The sequence below is a fragment of the Micromonospora halophytica genome (genome assembly GCF_900090245.1).
GTDB classification, from domain to species: domain Bacteria; phylum Actinomycetota; class Actinomycetes; order Mycobacteriales; family Micromonosporaceae; genus Micromonospora; species Micromonospora halophytica.
The window spans coordinates 59,999-78,183 of the sequence record NZ_FMDN01000015.1; the positions used below are offsets into that span (position 1 = coordinate 59,999).

The window sequence follows — 18,185 nt, forward strand, 5'->3', positions numbered from 1 at the left end:
ACGGCCCGACCGGGGCGGTCAGCCGGCGGGGGAGAAGGTGCCGCCCCGCTCGACCGGCACCGACGTGCGCGGCGACGGGGGCTCCCAGGCGCCGTCCAGCTCGCGCCGGGCCGCCTCCAGGAAGCCCTCGGCGTACGAGGCGGCCGGGAAGTCGCCGAGGTAGCGGCGGCGGGTCTCCCACCGGGCCTCGGCCAGCGGGTCGGTGTCCAGCAGCCGGGTCAGCACGTCGTCCACGTTGGACATGTCCCGACGCAGCACGTAGCCCGAGCCGGCCAGCGGGAACCGGGCGACGAAGTCGTCGCCGTCCACCCCCATGTCGGTCACCGCGTACGGCTTGCCGGAGTAGAGGAAGTCGGAGATCACCCCGGACACGTCGGAGACCAGCGCGTCGGCCCGGTTGACGCAGTCGGTCAGGGTCAGCTCTCGGCTGGCCGCCGCACCCCACAGGTGTGCCCGGCCGGTGCGGGACCGGTCGGCGGCGAGCAGCTCGGTCAGCCGGGCGAGCTGCCGCGCCGACGCCGGGTTCTGCGTGGTGTACGGGTGGGCCCGCAGGATCACCGTGGCACCCCGGTCGAGCAGGCGGCGCAGCAGCGTCTCGGCAACCGGTAGTGAGCAGTAGTTGGCGTCGGCGTGGTGCCCCGTCCAGGTCGGGGTGTACAGCACGGTCGGGCCGGTCAGGCCGCCGGCCGGCGTGGCGCGTACCTCGATCGCCTCGACCTGGGGCCGGCCCACCACGACGAACTTCTCCGCGGGGATCTCCACGCCGGCCCGGGCGTACCGCTCGATGGCGGCCGGGCCGGCCACGAAGATCCGGTCGAAGATCGCCGAGACCGGGTTGGCGCTGGGCGCCTTGTCGCTGTCGCCGTGGTGCAACTGCACGTGGGTGAGCTGGTGGAACCGGATGCAGTGGCTGTTCTTCGCGCCGTGGTTGACGTAGAACGCCACCCGCAGGCTCGGCACCAGCGCCTCGTCCATCGCCTTGAGGGTGGGGCAGTGGACCACCGGGGCGGAGGTGGCCGCGGCGATGGTCGGCAGGAACTCCGGCTCGCGCAGCATCACCAGGAACGGCCGGCCGAGCCGCTCCAGGTACGGCAGCCACATGGTCACCTGGTACTCCGACCCGGGCGGGGCGGAGAAGTAGAGCAGGAACTCCGGCTGGTGCGCCCGCAGCGCCCGGGTCACCGGCCCGCCCCCGGCGCCCGGTCGGAACCGTCGCCGGGCCAGGTCGAGGCCGACCGCCCCGCACCCGGCGGTCACCAGCAGCGCGGCGGCCAGCGCGACGACGGCGGGCAGCGCGAGGGCGGCGGCGACCGCGACCGCCCCGAGCAGCGCCAGCAGCACCCCGCCGAGCCGCGCGGCCACCACCGGCGTCCAGGTGCGCACCGGCAGGTTGGCCGCCCGGATCTCCAGGTTGCCGGCGTCGCGCAGCGGACCGACGAGCAGCACCAGCCCGAGCAGCACCAGCGCGGTCGCCGTCAGCGTCGGGTCGAAGCCGTTGTCGAGCCGGCGGGCGTACCCGATGAGGATGCCGGCCGCGAGCAGCACCGTCTCGGCGGTGATGTCGGCGTTGGCCCGGACCCGGCGCTCCACGGCCGCCGCGGCCAGCGCGGCCACCGCCAGCGCCAGGCCCGCGCCGGTCGCGCCGGTGAGCGCCACCACCAGGAACGCGACCACGGCCAGGCCGGTGGTCAGGCCCCGCGCGATCAGCTTCCTGACCAGGTCACCACGCATGTCGCTCGCCCGTTTCGCCTGATGGGTCGGGGTCAGCCGGCGGCGACGCCGCCGGCCAGCCGGTCGGCGTCGGCGGCGGCGGGCTGGGCCGGGACCTCGCCCGGCGCCCGGCGTACGTCGATCACCTGGCCGGTGAGGTCGGAGATCAGTACGTCCAGCGAGGACTGGGCCACCGTCTCGGCCGCCAGCAGGGTGTGCTCCGGTTCCTCCCCGAACGCCTTGGTGCGCATCGGGGTGGCGGTGCGCTCCGGGTTGATGCAGTTGACCCGTACGCCGAACTCGGCCCACTCGTCGGCGAGCGCCTGGGTGAGGTTGACCAGGGCGGCCTTGGTGGAGGAGTAGAGGGCGTACCGGGCCCGGCCCCGGGTGTAGGAGCTGGAGGTGTAGAGCAGCAGCTGGCCCTTGGTCTGCTGCAGGTACGGCAGCGACTGCCGGGCGGCGATGACCGGCCCGACGAAGTTGACCTGGAGCACCCGGTCCATGGTCTCCTGGTCCATGTCGGTCAGCGCGCCCTTCTCCAGGATGCCGGCGGTGACCACCACGTGGTCGATCCGGCCGGTGGCCTCGAAGGCGGTCTTCAGCGCGGCCTCGACGTCCTCGGCGCGCTCGACGTGGGTGCCGGTGCTGGAGCGGCTGAACGGGAAGACCTGGGCACCGTAGCGGCGGGCCAGCTCGGCCAGGTCGTGGCCGATGCCGTAGCTGCCGCCGAAGATGACGACCGTCCGGCCGGTCAGCTCCTCGGTGTAGCCGCGGTCGCTCAGGCGCGGGGCCTGGGCGGCGGCGAGTTGGAAGAGCTTGTCCGCCAGGTGCACGTCGACCGGGTGGGTGACCTTGATGTTCTCGTCCGAGCCGTCGATCACCTTGATCGGCGTGCCGGGCAGGTAGCGCAGCACCACACCACAGTCGTCGGTGGCGGCGAAGTTCGGGTCGCCCTCGGCGCGTCGGTACGCCTCGCGGATGGTGCCGGAGCGGAACGCCTGCGGGGTCTGGCCGCGGCGCAGGGTGGCGCGGACCGGGATGTCGGTGATGCAGTCGTTCTCGTCGACCTGGATGATCGTGTCGGCCGAGGGGATCGCCACGTCCACGGCGCAGTAGGTCCAGAGCGCGTTCACGCACTCACGCACGATCCGGGCGCTGACCAGCGGCCGTACGGCGTCGTGGAAGAGGATGTTGACGTCGCCCTCGCCCACCGCGTCCAGTGCGATCCGGGTGGTGGCGTTACGGGTGTCGCCGCCCTCGATCACCTTGCTGACCTTGCGGAAGCCGGCCTTGTCGACGATCTGCTGGGCCTGGTCGACGTGGCCGGTGGCCATCAGCACGATGATCTCGTCGATCTCCGGCGCGGCCTCGAAGACGGCCAGGGTGTGCTCGATGATCGGCTTGCCGGCGATCTTCAGCAGCTGCTTCGGGATGCCCAGGCCGAGCCGGGTCCCGGTGCCGCCGGCCAGTACCACCGCCACCGTCCGCGAGGGCCGCCACGGCGCCGGGTTCTCCGGTGCGGCGTCCGGGCCAGTGGTGTGGTCCTGCGTCATTGCCGATCCTCACTCTCAGGGATACCTGAACGAAAGATTGCGCCAGCCTGGCGACGGGATGAACCTTAACGCGCGGACCGCGTCGCCCCAACGGGGCGACGCGGTCTCCGGCACCGTGTCGGCACTGCGGCGTTCACGGTGATTTTACTTGCTGTTCGAGAATGCCTCGTATGCCCGGATGACCTCGTCGGTCGGCCCGTCCATCCGCAGGACGCCCGATTCCAGCCAGATCGTCCGTTCGCAGGTGTCCCGGATCGAGGAGAGCTGGTGGCTCACCAGGAACACCGTGCCGGCGCCTTCACGCAGTTCGCGCACGCGCTTCTCGCTGCGCTTGCGGAAGCCCTTGTCGCCGGTGGCGAGGGCCTCGTCGATCAGCAGCACGTCGTGCTTCTTGGCCGCGGCGATGGAGAACCGCAGCCGGGCCGCCATGCCGGAGGAGTACGTGCGCATCGGCAGGCTGGCGAAGTCGCCCCGCTCGTTGATCCCGGAGAACTCGATGATCTCCGGGGCGATCCGGGCCACGTGGTCCGGGTGCATGCCCATGGCCAGACAGCCCAGGGTGACGTTCCGCTCGCCGGACAGGTCGTTGAGCAGGGCCGCGTTCACGCCGAGCAGCGAGGGCTGGCCCTGGGTGTAGACCGCGCCCCGGTTCACCGGCAGCAGCCCGGCGATGGCCCGCAGGATGGTCGACTTGCCGGAGCCGTTGCTGCCGATCAGCCCGATCGCCTCGCCCCGGTACGCGGTGAAGGTGACCCCCTTCACCGCGTGCACCTCCCGGACGTTCGGCGCGGAGGTGCGCTTGATCAGCCGCCGCAGCGCGGCCACCGGGGTGGTGCCGCCGCCGGCGCCCTTGTGCACCCGGTAGATCACGTGTGCGTCGTCCACCACCACGGTCGGGATCCGCTCTTCGGTGGGGATCTGCTCCTCGACCCGGGGCAGGGTGATCGTCGCGTCGTTGGACGCCTCGTAGTGCTCAACCACGGCCGTACTCCTGTTCGCCGCGCCAGAAGTAGATGAAGCCACCGATCCCGGTCGCCAGGGCCCAGGCCAGGGCGACCAGCCAGAGCTGGACCAGGGACCCGTTGAGCACCGGCGCCTGCTCCAGCAGCGCGTGCCGGGCCAGCTCGATGTAGACCAGCATGGGGTTGTACTGGATGACCGTCGCCGCCCATTCCGGCAGCCGGGTGAACAGCGTCACGCTGTACAGCACGCCGGAGCCGTACATCCAGGTGCGCAGGATGAAGGGCATGACCTGCTTGAGGTCGCCGGCCTTCGCGCCGAGCCGGGCGACCGTCATCACCACCCCGGCGTTGAACACCGCGTGGAGCAGCAACGCCGGCACCAGCATCAGCCAGTCCAGGGTGATCGGCTCGCCGGTCACCAGCACGATGGCGATCAGCACCACCATCGACGCCAGCAGCTGCTGGAACTGGGTCAGCGTGGCGGCCAGCGGCAGGCTGGCCCGGGGGAAGTGCAGGGCCCGGATCAGCCCCAGGTTGCCGCTGATCGACTGGATGCCGGCCAGCACCGCGGTCTGCGTGAAGTTGAAGATGAACAGCCCGGTGCTCAGGTACGCGATGAAGTTCGGGATCTCTCTCTGCTCCAGCACCACGCCGAAGATCAGGTAGTAGACCGCGACGTTGGTGAGCGGGGTCAGCACCTGCCAGATCTGACCCAGCTTCGCGTTGCTGTACGAGGCGACGAGCTTGGCGTTGGCGTACGCGGCGATGAAGTGCCGGTAGGCCCACAGCCGGCGGCTGTATTCGGCCAGGGAGGGGCGCTCGCCCGCGACCCGTAGTCCGTGCCGGGCGGCCAGCTGCGCCTGGGTCAGGCCCGTTGCGGGGTCGACCAGCGCGGTGTCGGCCATGGAAGGGCGCTCCGATCTTTCGTGCCAAAGGGATGCGCGCGACGATGGAATCTTAGAGGGAGCTGTGCGCGGGAGGGCCGCCTCGTCGCTGCGTGGACGGTAGTGCAAAACACGTCGGGACGCAACCGTACCGTCGTTGCGCTACCCTGGCCTGCGTGACAGGTGCGGAGATACCCCGATGACCAGCGAGAAGAGGCGTACGCCAGCCGGCGCCGCGGTGCTCCGGGGCGACATCACCAGGGCCATCCGGCGGGCGCTGATGCAGGAACTCGCCGCGGTCGGCTACGGCCGGCTGTCGATCGAGGCGGTCGCCCGCCGGGCCGGGGTCAGCAAGACGGCCATCTACCGGCGGTGGAGCTCGAAGCTGGACCTGGTCCTGGAGACGGTGGTGGCCGCCGCCGGCAGCAAGCTGCCCGCACTGGACACCGGCACCCTCCGCGGTGACCTGGCGCTGCTGTTCCAGGTCGTGGCGCACGCGCTGAGCCACCCGCTGGCCTCGCAGATCATCCCGGACCTGCTCGCCGAGGCGGCCCGGAACCCGACCATCGACCAGACCCTGCAGCAGGTGCTGCGCGCCAAACAGCAGGAGATCGGCGGCCGGCTGATCGCCCGGGCGGTGGAGCGGGGCGAACTGCCGGTCGGCACCGACCCGGACGCCGCGGTCGACCTGATCGTCGGTCCCCTCTACTGGCGACTCGCCATCGCCCGCACCCCGCTGACCGGGACGTACCTGGAGACGCTGGTGGAGTCGGTCGCAGCCGGGCTGGCCGCCGAGACGGCGCTGCCCCGGCAGCGGGATGCGTCGGTCGGCGGGTGACCATGACCACGAAGCGACACCCCGAGGCCACCGCCCGGAGCTCACGAACCGACCGCTGCGGCTAGTCTCGGTCCGGACCGGAGCAGAGCGGACCGCCTGGTGCCGCCGCCCGCCCCCGCGCTCTTCGCGCACCTCGCCCGTACGACGACAAGGACGATTCGTGTCTGACGCCGATCCCGTTGCCGTCGCGCCGCGCCCCGCGGCGGACGCCGCCGACCGACCGCAACCGCCGCGCGGTGGCCGCCTGCGGTCCCTGCTCGCCGCGGCGCCCGCCGTCGTCGTCGACGCCGCGGTGCTCGGCTTCGCCCTCTGGACGGTGCTCTACCACGCGGCCCTCGTCGTCGACCTGCGCCCGTCGGTGACCTTCCTGACCTGGGTGGCGGGCTGCGTCGTGCTCGCCGGCGTGGTCGCGGTCCGGGCCTGGCGTCGTGGCGACGCCGGGACCGCGTCGCAGGTGCCGGTCGCCGAGGCGCCCGCCGACGCCGTTCCGCCGCGCCGCTGGCTGCTTGCGGTGGTGGCGGCCGGTGTGGTCGCCGCGGTCACCGCCGGCCTCGCCGGCACCCAGGCCGGCGATCCGATCTCCTGGTGGATCCCGGCCGCCGCCGGCGCCGTCGCCGCCGTCGGTGTCATGCTGCTGACCCGCCGCGCCTGGCGGGCCGGTCCCGCGCCCACCGCGCCCGCCCCGACCGCCCTCCAGTCGGCGTACGCGCTGCTCGTCTCCGTCGGCGTGGCGATCTCCTCGCTCTACATCGTCCGGAACACCCCGGACGACGTCTACTACGTCGGCAAGTCGACCTGGGTCGCCGAGCGCGACACCGTGCCGATGAACGACTTCCTGTTCAGCGAGAACGTGCTGCCGGCGATGGGCTCGCAGCCGCCGACGCCGTCGATCGAGGTCTTCACCGGCGCGCTCGGGCACGTGCTCGGCATCCACGGCGCCTCGGCCACCTGGTACCTGGCGCTGCCGGCGATGGCGGTGCTGGCCGTCCTGGCGCTGTGGCGGCTGACCCACCGGTGGGCGCCGCGCCGGCCGGTGCTCGCCTTCAGCGTCGCCGTCACCTACCTCTACCTGGTGGCCGGGGCCGACGCCGCGCTCGGCACCTTCCACCTGCCCCGGCTCTACGAGGGCAAGGGCATGTTCGTCTCGGCGGTCATCCCACTGATGTGGCTGTACCTCACCGAGTGGTTCGACACCCGGTCCCGCCGGTCGCTGCTGATGATCTTCGCGCTCTCGGTCACCGCGACCGGTCTCACCACCACCTCGGCCATCATCCTGCCGATGCTGGTGGGCGCCGCCGGGCTGGCCATGCTGCTGGTCGGCCGCTGGAAGGACGCCGTCATCGGCGGGATCGCCGCGGTCGCGTACCCGGTCGGGGCGATCGTGGTGTCCCGGCTGCTGCTGGGCGGGACGGAGGCGGCCGGCGCGGACGACGCCTTCTTCGACGCCGAGTACACCTACCGGCGGACCCTGATGGTCGGGATCGTCGGCGTGATCAGCGGGCTCGCCCTGTGGTGCGGGCCGCTGCTGGCCCGCCGCCGCACCCCGGCGCTGCTCGCCGCCGGCGCGGCGCTGACGATGAGCGTGCTGCTGGTTCCCGGGGTGCTGGAGGTGCTCGGCGAGCTGAGCGGCATCTCGGTGGTGCTCTGGCGGGTGCCGTGGCTGCTGGCCCTGCCGACGCTGATCGGTCTGCTCTGCACGGTCGACGTGCCGTCGCCGTCCCGGCTGCTGCGCGGCGCCGTCGGCGCCGTCGTCGCCGCGGCGATGGTCGTCTCGTTCGCGGTCTGGGCCACCCCGATGTGGTCGCCGGACAGTTGGGTCGAGATGCAGGACCGGCCGACCTGGAAGCTGCCCCAGCAGCGGCAGAAGATCGCCTTCTGGATCGCCGGGCAGGACCGGCCGGACGGGCTCCTGCTCGCCCCGTCGGTGATCATGCGCACCTCGCTGATCGTCACCAGCGAGGTGCGGGTGGTGCTGCCCCGTGACTTCTACCTGGTGGAGTACGACCTCGAATCGGAGTTCGCCAAGGACCGGACGCTGCTGGCAGGCTTCGCCGACGGCACGGAGAAGCCGTCCCGGGCCGAGGTCGAGGCCGCGGTCCAGCGGGTCGGCGTGGGCACCATCTGCGTCTACAACGGCAACCGTCACGCCCGGGACATGGCCGTCGACATGGGCTTCCAACAGCTCGCCCAGCGCAAGAAGCCGGGCGCCATGACCTGTTTCGGCCGGTCGGGCTGAGCCGCCGGCAGGTCGCCGGGGCCCTGACGTCGTACGGAAGATCGCATGCGGTGTGACCGTCATGGGCCCGCTACCCGAAGAATGCCGGAACGTCCCTTCGCGTTAAGGTCGCAGTCACCGTCCGACCGGTCGGCCGGTCACGGTGCAGTGGCGGCCACCGGGTCGCACTGTGCCGTCGACCGCCGTCGGGCCCGGCCCGTCATCGATCTCGTAGGGAGCGAACTCGTTGTTCGGCACGTTGACAGGACGCATCGGCACGGCCGCCCGCAGCGCGCTGCTGGTGCTGTCCTACCTGGTCATGCTCGTCGCGGGCACCTTTGGCTGGGTGCCCGTCTTCGCCGTCGCCGGGCTGGCCGCCGTCGTCGGCGAGTACGCCCTCACCCGGTGGTCGCCACCGTCGGACGTGCTGCTGGAGAAGGTCGGCCTCAACAGCGGCTACCGGCAGCTCAGCCGGGACCTCGCCACCGTGCTGCTGGTCGCCGCCACGGTGCCGCTCACCCCGGTCGAGCTGACCTGGCTGCTGCTCCTGCCCGCGGTGGTCTGGGTGGCCGCGGTCTTCGGCGGTGCGCTGAACACGATGATCGACCGGCGTAACCCGCTCTCCGCGCTGGTGCGCAACATCGAGCTGGGGGCCATCCGGTCCGCGCCGCGCCCCCCGCGGTGGGCGTCGGAGAACGCCGGCGTGCGGATGGCCGTGATCAACGTGCTGCTCATCCCGGCCGCCGTGGTGGCGGCCGTCCAGGAGGACGTCGCCCCCGTCCTTCTCGTCGGTGGGGTCGCGGTCGCCGTCGCGGCGGTGGTCGGCGCGATCATCGTGCTGACCTGGCTGCGCGGCCGGGGCACCGGCACCGGCAAGGACCAGCTGCTGGCGCAGGTGCAGCGCTGGCTCGACAGCTACCGCCCCGAGGTGGCGCTCTACTTCGCCGGCCCCGCCAAGGACGTCTACCAGGCCAACATGTGGCTGGCCCCGACCGAGGCGCTCCAGCAGCGGGGCGTCGTGCTGATGCGCAGCAGGGAGGCGTTCCAGGAGCTGGCGGACACCCGGCTGCCGGTCATCTGCGTACCGGCGGGCGTGGACTTCATGAACCTGGAACTGGGCAGCGTGCGCACCGCCCTCTACGCCGCCAACGTCGGCGCGAACATCCACATGCTGCGCGAGCCGGGCATGAAGCACGTCTTCGTCGGCCACGGCGACAGCGACAAGCAGGCCAGCGTCAACCCGTACAGCAAGGTGTACGACGAGGTCTGGGTCGCCGGCCTGGCCGGTCGTGAGCGCTACGCCCGCGCCGGGGTGGGCGTACGCGACGAGGACATCGTCGAGATCGGACGCCCGCAGCTCGCCGGTGTGCACACCTTCGGCTCGGAGGCCGTGCAGCGGCCGTTCACCGTCCTCTACGCCCCGACCTGGGAGGGCTGGCTGGACGACGACCCGTACCACACCTCGCTGGTGCTGATGGGGGAGCGGATCGTCAAGGGCCTGCTCGCCACCTCGCCGGCGGTGCGGCTGATCTACAAGCCGCACCCGCTGACCGGCTCCCGGTCCAAGGAGGCCAAGGCCGTGCACGAGCGGTTGGTGGCGCTGATCCGGGCGGCCGGCGGCGACACCGAGGCGACCTCGCTGGACGGGCCCGCCCACCGGGTGGTGACCGGCCGCGTCCCGGCGCTGTTCGACTGCTTCAACCAGACCGACCTGCTGATCAGCGACGTCTCCAGTGTCGTCTCCGACTTCGTGCAGAGCCAGCGGCCGTACGTGGTGGCCAACCCGAGCGGCCTTCCGGAGGACCAGTTCCGCCGGGACTTCCCCACCTCGCGGGCGGCGTACCTGCTCTCGGTGGACTGCGGTGAGCTGGAGAAGATCCTCGCGCTGACCCGGGCCGGCGACGACCCGATGACCGACGCCCGACGTGAGCTGAAGACGTACCTGCTCGGGCCGGCCGAGGCGAACCCGATGGACCGGTTCCAGGAGGAGATCGCGCGGCTCTGCCGCTGACCCCACCGGCACCGTACGGGCCCGGGACGACACCGCGTCGTCCCGGGCCCGCGTGCGTCGGCCCGTCAGCCCAGCAGGTCGGCGACCGCGTCCGCGACCGGCACGTCCGCCGGCAGCTCGTGCACCCCGACGACCGCCTCGACCGGCAGCGACCCGTACAGGTGGGGGAAGAGCGCGCCGCCACGGGACGGCTCCCAGCGCAGGTCGCCGCCGAGGCGCTCGGCGTCGACGGCGAGCAGGACCAGCCCGGTGGCCCCCGCGTAGTGCCGCCGAGCGGTCTCCACGATCTGGTCCTGCGCCGACAGGTGGATGAACCCGTCCTGGCGGTCCAGGGCCGACGGCGGCACCTCCTGCTCGGCCGCCACCCGCGCCCAGTCTGCGATCGGCACCAGCTTGTAGATCATTCCGGCAGCCTACGGCCCGCCCCCGACGCCCGGGCCTCCTCGCCCGATCCGGCCCGCCGGACGTCCGCGCCGGAGGCGGGCCTCCCGCCGCTCGCGCGCTTCTGCCACCATTCGCACGTCATCCGTACGACGGAAGGGAGTCACCGGTGCGCATCCTGCTGGTCGAGGACGACCGACGGGTGGCCGCCGCCCTCTCCTCGGCGCTGACCCGGCGCGGGTACGAGGTCGAGCACGCCGCCACCGTCGCCGCCGCGCTCTCCGCCGCCCCGTGCGACCTGGTGCTGCTGGACCTGACCCTGCCCGACGGCGACGGCACCGACGTCTGCCGGGAGCTGCGCCGACGCAGTCCGCAGCTCGGCATCATCGCGGTGACCGCCCGGGGTGAGGAACGGGACCGGGTCCTCGGACTGCGCATCGGGGCCGACGACTACGTGGTGAAGCCGTTCTCCATGGTCGAACTCCAGGCCCGGATCGAGGCGGTGCTGCGCCGGGCGGCGCACACCGTGCCGACGCGGAACCTGATCGAGGCGGGGCCGGTCCGCATCGACGTCGCCGCCCGTACGGTCACCGTCGACGGGCGTGCGGTGGCGCTGACCCGCAAGGAGTTCGACATCCTGCTCTCGCTGGCCCGCCAGCCCGGGGTTGCGGTGCCCCGCGACCGGATCCTGCTCGACGTCTGGGGGACGACCTGGGCCGACCGGCACACCGTCGAGGTGCACGTCGGCTCGCTGCGCGGCAAGCTGGGCGACCCCCGCCTGGTGGAGACGGTACGCGGGGTCGGCTACCGGCTCCGCGCCGAGTGAGAGGCCCGCGGTGCGTCGTCGACTGGTCATCAGCTACCTGCTGCTGATGGTGCTGGTGCTCATGGCGTTGGAGACGCCGCTCGCGGCGACCCTCGCCTCCCGGGAGACCGACCGGGTCCGTGCCGACCGGCTCGCCGACGCGACCCGGTTCGCCTCGTTGGCCGGGCCGGCGCTGCGCGGCAACGTGCCCGGGCCACTCGGCGGCGAACTCGCCGCCTACGACGAGCTGTACGGCATCGGCGCGGCCGTCGTCGACCGGGACGGGCGCACGGTCGTGGTGTCGCCGGCCTGGCGGACCGGCCCGGGCACCGAGGCGGCGTTGGCGACCGCCCTGGCCGGCCAGCAGTTCAGCGCCCCCGAGGCCGTCTGGCCGTGGGTGGACGGCCCGCTGGTGGTGGCGGTGCCGATCAACGACGGCGGCGAGGTGCTCGGTGCGGTGGTCACCGCAACCCCGGCGGACCGGGTCCGGAGCACCGTCACCGCCTGGTGGCTGCTGCTGGCCTTCATCGGGCTGATCGCCGTGCTGGCCTGCGTCTCCACCGCGTTCGGGCTGGCCGGCTGGGTGCTGCGCCCGGTGACCGAGCTGGACGCGGTCACCCACGAGATCGCCGAGGGGGACCGGGGCGCGCGGGTGCAGCACCAGCTCGGCCCGCCCGAGCTGCGCCGGCTCGCGGCCAGCTTCAACCACATGGCCGACGTGGTCTCCGACGTGATGGACCGACAGCGCGCCTTCGTGGCGCACGCCAGCCACCAGCTGCGCAACCCGCTGACCGCGCTGCGGCTGCGGGTCGAGGAGCTGGGGTTGAGCCTGACCGATCCGGAGGGCCGGGCCGAGCACCGGCTGGCGCTGGAGGAGACCGACCGGCTGGCCCTGGTGCTCGACGCGCTGCTCACCCTGGCCCGCGCCGAGCGGGAGGAGAACGAGCGGGTCACTGTCGACGCGGCGGCGCTCGCCGCCTCCCGGGTCGCTGCGTGGCAGCCACTGGCCCGGCACCGCGCGGTGACGCTGCGGCTGTGCGCCGACGGACCGGCGTACGCCCGGACCGTGCCCACCGCCGTCGACCAGGCCCTCGACGCGCTGATCGACAACGCGGTCAAGTTCAGCGGTGTCCAGGGCGAGGTGACCGTGACCGTCCGGCCCGTCGACGGCGGCACCGCCCTTCAGGTGCGCGACACCGGCCCCGGCATGACGCCGGCCCAGCTCGACCAGGCCACCGAGCGGTTCTGGCGGGCGCCGGACGCGCAGAACGTCGAGGGGGCCGGGCTGGGGCTGACCATCGTCGCGGTGCTGGTCGACGCCTCGGACGGGCGGCTCACCATGCGCGCGGGCGACCCGCGCGGCCTGGTCGCCGAGGTGTGGTTCCCGGCCCCGGGAGACGGTTCCGTCAGGGCTTGACCGAGCGGTACCACTGCGCTGCGCCCGGGTGCAGCGGCAACGGCGCGGTGGCGATCGCCGAGCGGGGGCTCATCCGACCGGCGGCGGGGTGCGCCGCCGCCAGTTCGGCCCGGCGCTCCATCAACAGTCGGGTCACCTCGCGTACCAGGGGTTCCGGCAGGTCGGCGCGGACGGTCAGGTAGTTCGGGTTCGCCACGGTGGTCACCGGGGCCGCGCCGTACACCGAGCGGGGGATGTCCCGCGCCACGTACACCTCGCGGTAGCTGCGACGCAGCGGCTCGGTCCACTCGCCGAGGTCGACGATCCGGGTGGCCGAGGCGTCGGCCAGCTCGTCCACCGCCCGCACCGGCAGCCCGCCGGAGAAGAAGAACGCGTCGATCCGGCCGTCGCGCAGCGCCGCGACCGAGTCGTCGAGGCCGAGGCGCTGCCGGCGTACCCGGTCGCCGCCGAGCCGGGCCACCTCCAGCAGCCGGGTCGCGGTGATCTCGGTGCCGGAGCCGGGGGCGCCCACCGAGACCCGACGGCCGCGCAGGTCGGCGACCGTCTGCACGGGTCCACCGGCGGTGGTGACCAGGTGCAGCAGGTCGTCGTAGACCCGGGCCACCGCGAGGATCGACGGCTGCGACGCGGGGCCGGTGGGCAGCACGTCGGCCTGGGTGAAGCCCAGCTCGGCCCGACCGGCGCCGACCAGCCGCATGTTCTCCGCCGAGGCCGCGGTGACCACCACGCTGGCCCGCACGCCGGGCAGCTCACGGTTGAGGATGGCGGCCAGCGACTGCCCGAAGGCGTGGTACACCGCGGTGGGGCTGCCGGTGGCGATCCGGATCGCCACCGGCTCGGCGGGGGACTCGCGGCAGCCGGCGAGCCCGGCCGCCGCCAGGACCAGCAGCATCAGCAGCGCGGACGGGGCGGCGACGCGCCGCCGGCCGGCGGCGGACCAGCAACGGCTCACGGGCATGCACTCTGCGCCGTGGGCCGCCCCCGGCGCAAGCTCAGGCCGGTGGCGGGTCGTGGGCGAGCCCTCAGGCGGGCGGCCTGGCGGGGGCCAGGGCGGCGCGTTCCATGATCCTCCGGCGGTCCGGGCCGTCGGCCACGCTCACCACGAAGCAGCCGGCACCCGGGCGGAGCAGGGCGGGCACCTCCAGCAGGGCGGCGCCGCGCACCAGCACGGCAGCCAGCTCCCGGTCGGTGAGCCGGACGCCGAGGATGTGCCGGCGCACGTGCCGCCCGCCGGCGAGCAGCGCGGAGCGCCAGGCCGCCGCGGCGAGCCGGCCCCGCCAGGCCGCCCGGGCCGTCGACGCGCCGGGCGCCGGCCCGCCCAGCAGTTCGCGGCGGCCCCGCCGCCACCCCGACTCGTACAGTTCGGCGTACGTCGCCCGGTGCTCGCCGGGCACGTGCAGCCGGTGCAGCTCGTAGCGGCGGCGCAGGCCGCCACTGACCACCTCGTGCTCCACCGGCACGTCGAGCCGGGTCAGCAGTTGCCGCAACCGCAGCGCGGCCTCCGGCCGGTTGAACTCCGCCACCGGCCGGTACGGCTCGGCCGGGCCGCGAACGGCGGCGGGCGGGGGCGTGCAGCGGACCAGACAGGCCACCTCGAACGCGTCGCCCAGGGTCAGCCAGTCCATCGGCGGTGGGGGCGACGACGGGCGGGGCCGGTCGAGCAGGGTGGTGTGCGGGGCCATCGACCGCTCCTTCGTCGGCTCGGGATCTCCATACCGTGGCCCGTCGGCCGGCCCGGTTCCACTGATCCGGCCGAGCCTTGAGGAAATCTTGCGGCTGGCCTAGAGGGCGGTCACCACCACGTCGAGCTGCCGGGGCCGGCCGGTCGTCACCGGCTGCTCCTCCACCGTGTACTTGAGGTCACGCAGCGCGGTGACCAGTCCGGCCGCGCTGCGCGGCCGGGCGCCGGCGAGCAGCAGGTCGCGCACCAGCCGCCCCTTGGTGGCCTTGTTGAAGTGGCTGACCACCGTCCGGGTCACCCGACCGTCGGTCTCCCGCTCGTGCAGCACCCGCACGGTCACCGTCCGCCCGGCCCGCTCGCCGCGGGGCGTCCAGGTGGCGGCGTACGCGCCGGAGCGCAGATCCAGCACCGGCCCGTCGCCGGCCGCCGACTCCAGCGCCGGGGCCAGCGCCCGCCGCCAGTACGCCGACAGCGCGCCCACCTGCGGCAGTCGCGCCCCGATCGGGCAGCGGTACGGCGGGATGCGGTCGGTGAGGCGTACCGCGCCCCACAGGCCGGAGCTGATCAGCACCGACCGGCGGGCCGCCCGCAGCGCCGGGGCGGGCAGCGTGGCCAGGTCCAGCGCCTCGTAGAGCACCCCGGTGTAGACCTGCCCGGCCGACGCGGTGGCGGCCCGGTCCAGCCGCGCGTTGCGGGCCAGCTCGCCCCGCTGGCCGGCGCTGAGCCCGAGCGCGGCCAGCGCCGCCGCCTCGTCACCGGAGCCGCTGAGCGCCATGAGCGCGGCCAGCACCTCCTCCCGGGCCGGGTTCAGCTCGGGCAGGGAGAGCCGGGCGAGGTCGAGCCGGCGGCCGGCGCCGGCGTCGGCCTTGCCCTCGGAGGGCGGCAGCAGGATGAGCACGCGGCCAGCGTACGGGCCGGTATCAGCGCCACGGCCGTACGGCGCTCGGCGGGTGGTACACGCGATACCCGGCCACCTCGACCAGGCGGGCGGCGTCCGCGCCGTCGCCGAGCAGCCGGCGTAGCCGGCGTTCCGCCGGGGAGTCGACCGGCAGCACGTACCCGGGGCGCTCCGCCCGCCCCACCTGCCGCCAGTACGGCCGGTAGCGGTTCTGCCCGGGGGTGAGGGCGTCGTCGAGCACCGCGCAGACCACCCGTTCACCGGTGTCGAAGGTGAGCCGGTTGCAGGTCCAGTAGTCCCCGTACACCTCGCGCAGGCCGGTGGCGCGCACGGCGGCGGCCAGCTCGACGGCCCGGCGCTGGTCGGCGCGGGGCGCGTCGAGGTCGGTGACGAAGAGGCCGGTGGCCACCGCGGCGGTGGCGGTGAGCCCGGCCAGCGCGGCGGTGGTGGCCGCCCCGACCAGCCGTCCGAGGACCCCGACCGTGCCCTGCCAGCAGGCCACCGCCGCCGCCCAGAGCGGCCAGAGCACCGCCGGCAGCGAGATCTGCAGCACCGACAGGTAACGCGCGTTTCCCAGCGGGTCGGTCGCGGCGAGCGGGCTGCGCACGTACGCGATCAGGGTCAACGCCGCGCCGGCGACCAGGGTGAGTTGCGCGACCGGCCGGACCCGTTCGGCGGTCGGCCGGCCCGCGGCGCGACGGTACGCGAGCAGCGCGAGCAGCGCGGCGGCCACCAGCAGCACCGGGTACAGCGCGCCGAACCACTGCTGCCAGCGGGCGCAGCCGGTCACCGGGCAGAGCCCGGAGGCCAGCGGCACCCCCTCCAGCAGCCCGCCGCCGATCCGCTGCGACCACGGCGGCGCCGGCCCGGCCCCGGCGCTGATCTCCCGCAGCACCGACAGCGAGTCCTTCCCCGGCGGCGCGCGCAGGTTGTCCCAGATCATCGGCGCCACCCCCACCACGAACCCGGCCACCAGCAGCACGCCGGCCCGGCCGAGCAGCTCCCGCCGGGCCGCGTAGACCAGCAGCAGCCCCGCCACCGCCAGGTACGGCACGATCAGCCAGTCCGACCAGAGAGCGAACCCGGCGAGCAGCCCGGCCAGGCCGAGCGCGGCCGGACGGTGGGCCACCCGACGCTCGGCCAGCCCCACCGCGATCAGCAGCATCGCCAGCACCGCCGGTTTCACCTCGGGCCGCCCGCCGACCACGGTGAGCTGGTCGCGCACCACCCGCTCCGTGCCGAGCGCGAGCAGGCCCACCACGAAGGTGGCGAGCCACGGCGACCAGAGCCGGCGGGTCAGCCGGTACGACAGCCAGAGGAAGACGGCGTAGAGCGCCAGCAGGGGCAGCCGCAGCACCGGCCAGCTCGGCCCGGCCAGCGCCACCAGCGGCGCGGCCAGGTAGGACTCCGCCATCCCCATGTAGTGCTGCCCGTACAGGAAGACCGGTCGTTCCCGGCCGTCGGCGATGTGCAGCGCGGCCAGGCCGAAGGTGGCCTCGTCGCTGTTGCCGTTGGGGACGGTGAGCAGGGTCAGGACCAGCCGGTAGCCCACCCCGGCCAGTCCGAGCAGCAGCGCTACCAGCGCGGGCGGGTCGAGCCGCGCGCGGTGCTGCGGTGCAGGTGTCGACACGACCAACGCCCCCGTCGCCGTCCCGATCCGGAGTGTTTCATGCCGCACCGGGCACCCGTGGTCGATCCCACGACTCCTCGCGTGGCCGGTTCCGCCGGGGTGTGGCAGGGTTGCCGTGTGCCACCCACTCCCGCAGGCCAGCTGGCCGTACCGAACCTGCACCGGGCAGCGCGGATCGAGGACGCCGTGCACCAGCTGGTGGAGCGCCGGCTGCGGCGCACCGGGTGGCAGATCAACATCGTCGCGTACGCCGGCTACGGCGCGCCCGGTTGGGCGCGGGTGCTGTGCCGGGTGCTCCTCGGCCGGCCGGACACCCGGCAGCGCGGCCGGCTGGAGAAGGTACGCGGCTGGCGCAGCTTCACCACGCTGCCGGCCAAGCACGTCAGGGTGACGATCGAAGCGGGCGGGGTCGTCCACGAGGCCCAGGCCGACCGCAGCGGCTTCGTCGACACCGTCATCGAGGGCGATTTCACCCCCGGCTGGTCCTCGGTACGCCTCAGCGTCGCCGACGCCGAACCGGCGGAGGCCCTGGTCCGCGTCCTCGACCCGGACGTCCGGTTCGGCATCCTCTCCGACATCGACGACACGGTCATGGTGACCGCGCTGCCCCGGCCCCTGCTGGCCGCGTGGAACACGTTCGTCCTCGACGAGCACGCCCGTGCCGCGGTGCCCGGCATGGCGGTGCTCTACGAGCGGCTGGTCACCGCCCACCCGGGCGCCCCGGTCTTCTACCTGTCCACCGGCGCGTGGAACGTCGCGCCGACGCTGACCCGCTTCCTGTCGCGGCACCTCTACCCGGCCGGTCCGCTGCTGCTCACCGACTGGGGGCCGACGGCGGACCGGTGGTTCCGCAGCGGCCGGGAGCACAAGCGGGCCACCCTGGCCCGGTTGGCGAAGGAGTTCCCGGAGGTCCGCTGGCTGCTGATCGGCGACGACGGGCAGCACGACCAGGAGATCTACCGCGAGTTCGCCGCCGCCCACCCGGAGAACGTCGCCGGGGTGGCGATCCGCCGCCTCTCGCCCACCCAGTCGGTGCTCGCGGGCGGCCTGCCCGCGCCGGCCGGTCAGTCCTCGACCGGGCCGGTGGGGCAGAAGTGGCTCTCCGCGCCGGACGGCGCCGGACTGTGGAAGCTGATGCGGGACGCGGGCCTGGTCTGAGGTACGACCGGCCCGCGCTCCACGTCCGTCGGGTCAGCCGCT

At 73.8% G+C, this 18,185-nt stretch carries 15 protein-coding genes; 6 read left to right on the forward strand and 9 right to left on the reverse strand.

What is annotated here, in order from left to right; translation table 11 throughout:
• Nucleotides 1-18: 18 nt before the first annotated feature.
• The 4 genes from GA0070560_RS19030 to GA0070560_RS19045 all read right to left on the reverse strand — a co-directional run bounded on the left by GA0070560_RS19030 (nt 19) and on the right by GA0070560_RS19045 (nt 5,130).
• Nucleotides 19-1,731, reverse strand: coding sequence for a CDP-glycerol glycerophosphotransferase family protein (locus tag GA0070560_RS19030; protein ID WP_091299403.1), 1,713 nt, complete (start codon nt 1,729-1,731; stop codon nt 19-21).
• 32 nt (nt 1,732-1,763) lie between these two features.
• Nucleotides 1,764-3,263 (reverse strand): bifunctional cytidylyltransferase/SDR family oxidoreductase, encoded by a 1,500-nt coding sequence (locus GA0070560_RS19035; protein WP_091299407.1) that lies wholly within the window; start codon nt 3,261-3,263, stop codon nt 1,764-1,766.
• 144 nt (nt 3,264-3,407) lie between these two features.
• Nucleotides 3,408-4,208 (reverse strand): ABC transporter ATP-binding protein, encoded by an 801-nt coding sequence (locus GA0070560_RS19040; protein ID WP_245675599.1) that lies wholly within the window; start codon nt 4,206-4,208, stop codon nt 3,408-3,410.
• 28 nt (nt 4,209-4,236) lie between these two features.
• Nucleotides 4,237-5,130 (reverse strand): ABC transporter permease, encoded by an 894-nt coding sequence (locus GA0070560_RS19045; protein WP_091299413.1) that lies wholly within the window; start codon nt 5,128-5,130, stop codon nt 4,237-4,239.
• Nucleotides 5,131-5,308: 178 nt separating this feature from the next.
• On the opposite strand from GA0070560_RS19045, the gene GA0070560_RS19050 reads away from it, so the two are divergent.
• The 3 genes from GA0070560_RS19050 to GA0070560_RS19060 all read left to right on the forward strand — a co-directional run bounded on the left by GA0070560_RS19050 (nt 5,309) and on the right by GA0070560_RS19060 (nt 10,173).
• Nucleotides 5,309-5,947, forward strand: coding sequence for a TetR/AcrR family transcriptional regulator (locus tag GA0070560_RS19050; protein ID WP_170839481.1), 639 nt, complete (start codon nt 5,309-5,311; stop codon nt 5,945-5,947).
• Nucleotides 5,948-6,107: 160 nt separating this feature from the next.
• On the forward strand, nt 6,108-8,183 hold the full coding sequence (locus tag GA0070560_RS19055) for a DUF6077 domain-containing protein (protein WP_091299415.1): 2,076 nt from the start codon (nt 6,108-6,110) through the stop codon (nt 8,181-8,183).
• A 226-nt stretch (nt 8,184-8,409) separates the two neighbouring features.
• Nucleotides 8,410-10,173: a CDP-glycerol glycerophosphotransferase family protein gene (locus GA0070560_RS19060; RefSeq protein WP_091299418.1), complete on the forward strand. Its 1,764-nt coding sequence runs from the start codon at nt 8,410-8,412 to the stop codon at nt 10,171-10,173.
• Between the two features lie 65 nt (nt 10,174-10,238).
• Here the strand turns inward: GA0070560_RS19060 and GA0070560_RS19065 are convergent, their stop codons facing one another.
• On the reverse strand, nt 10,239-10,577 hold the full coding sequence (locus GA0070560_RS19065; protein WP_091299421.1) for a DUF952 domain-containing protein: 339 nt from the start codon (nt 10,575-10,577) through the stop codon (nt 10,239-10,241).
• A gap of 146 nt (nt 10,578-10,723) precedes the next feature.
• Here GA0070560_RS19065 and GA0070560_RS19070 point away from each other — a divergent pair, with 146 nt between their 5' ends.
• A complete protein-coding gene (locus tag GA0070560_RS19070; protein ID WP_091299423.1) occupies nt 10,724-11,380 on the forward strand; it encodes a response regulator transcription factor in 657 nt (218 codons plus the stop codon).
• Between the two features lie 10 nt (nt 11,381-11,390).
• Nucleotides 11,391-12,776, forward strand: a complete 1,386-nt coding sequence (locus GA0070560_RS19075; protein ID WP_091299426.1) for a sensor histidine kinase — start codon at nt 11,391-11,393, stop codon at nt 12,774-12,776.
• On the opposite strand, the gene GA0070560_RS19080 is transcribed toward GA0070560_RS19075, so the two are convergent.
• The 4 genes from GA0070560_RS19080 to GA0070560_RS19095 form a co-directional block, all read right to left on the reverse strand.
• Nucleotides 12,766-13,734, reverse strand: coding sequence for a TAXI family TRAP transporter solute-binding subunit (locus GA0070560_RS19080; protein WP_091299429.1), 969 nt, complete (start codon nt 13,732-13,734; stop codon nt 12,766-12,768). The two genes, GA0070560_RS19075 and GA0070560_RS19080, sit on opposite strands and share 11 nt — an antisense overlap.
• A gap of 64 nt (nt 13,735-13,798) precedes the next feature.
• Entirely contained in the window at nt 13,799-14,458 is a 660-nt protein-coding gene (locus tag GA0070560_RS19085) for a hypothetical protein (protein WP_091299432.1), read from the reverse strand.
• A gap of 99 nt (nt 14,459-14,557) precedes the next feature.
• Nucleotides 14,558-15,355 (reverse strand): peroxide stress protein YaaA, encoded by a 798-nt coding sequence (gene yaaA / locus GA0070560_RS19090; RefSeq protein ID WP_091299435.1) that lies wholly within the window; start codon nt 15,353-15,355, stop codon nt 14,558-14,560.
• 22 nt (nt 15,356-15,377) lie between these two features.
• Nucleotides 15,378-16,985, reverse strand: a complete 1,608-nt coding sequence (locus tag GA0070560_RS19095; protein WP_091299439.1) for a hypothetical protein — start codon at nt 16,983-16,985, stop codon at nt 15,378-15,380.
• A 117-nt stretch (nt 16,986-17,102) separates the two neighbouring features.
• On the opposite strand from GA0070560_RS19095, the gene GA0070560_RS19100 reads away from it, so the two are divergent.
• Nucleotides 17,103-18,143 carry an App1 family protein phosphatidate phosphatase gene (locus GA0070560_RS19100; RefSeq protein WP_245675592.1) on the forward strand — a complete coding sequence of 347 codons (1,041 nt, stop codon included), beginning with the start codon at nt 17,103-17,105 and terminating at the stop codon, nt 18,141-18,143.
• The last annotated feature ends 42 nt before the right edge of the window (nt 18,144-18,185 follow it).

Coding starts and splice junctions, on each gene's coding strand:
- GA0070560_RS19030 (WP_091299403.1), bottom strand. CDS start 1,731: ATGCGTGGTGACCTGGTCAGGAAGCTGATCGCGCGGGGCCTGACCACC.
- GA0070560_RS19035 (WP_091299407.1), bottom strand. CDS start 3,263: ATGACGCAGGACCACACCACTGGCCCGGACGCCGCACCGGAGAACCCG.
- GA0070560_RS19045 (WP_091299413.1), bottom strand. CDS start 5,130: ATGGCCGACACCGCGCTGGTCGACCCCGCAACGGGCCTGACCCAGGCG.
- GA0070560_RS19050 (WP_170839481.1), top strand. CDS start 5,309: ATGACCAGCGAGAAGAGGCGTACGCCAGCCGGCGCCGCGGTGCTCCGG.
- GA0070560_RS19065 (WP_091299421.1), bottom strand. CDS start 10,577: ATGATCTACAAGCTGGTGCCGATCGCAGACTGGGCGCGGGTGGCGGCC.
- GA0070560_RS19080 (WP_091299429.1), bottom strand. CDS start 13,734: ATGCCCGTGAGCCGTTGCTGGTCCGCCGCCGGCCGGCGGCGCGTCGCC.
- GA0070560_RS19085 (WP_091299432.1), bottom strand. CDS start 14,458: ATGGCCCCGCACACCACCCTGCTCGACCGGCCCCGCCCGTCGTCGCCC.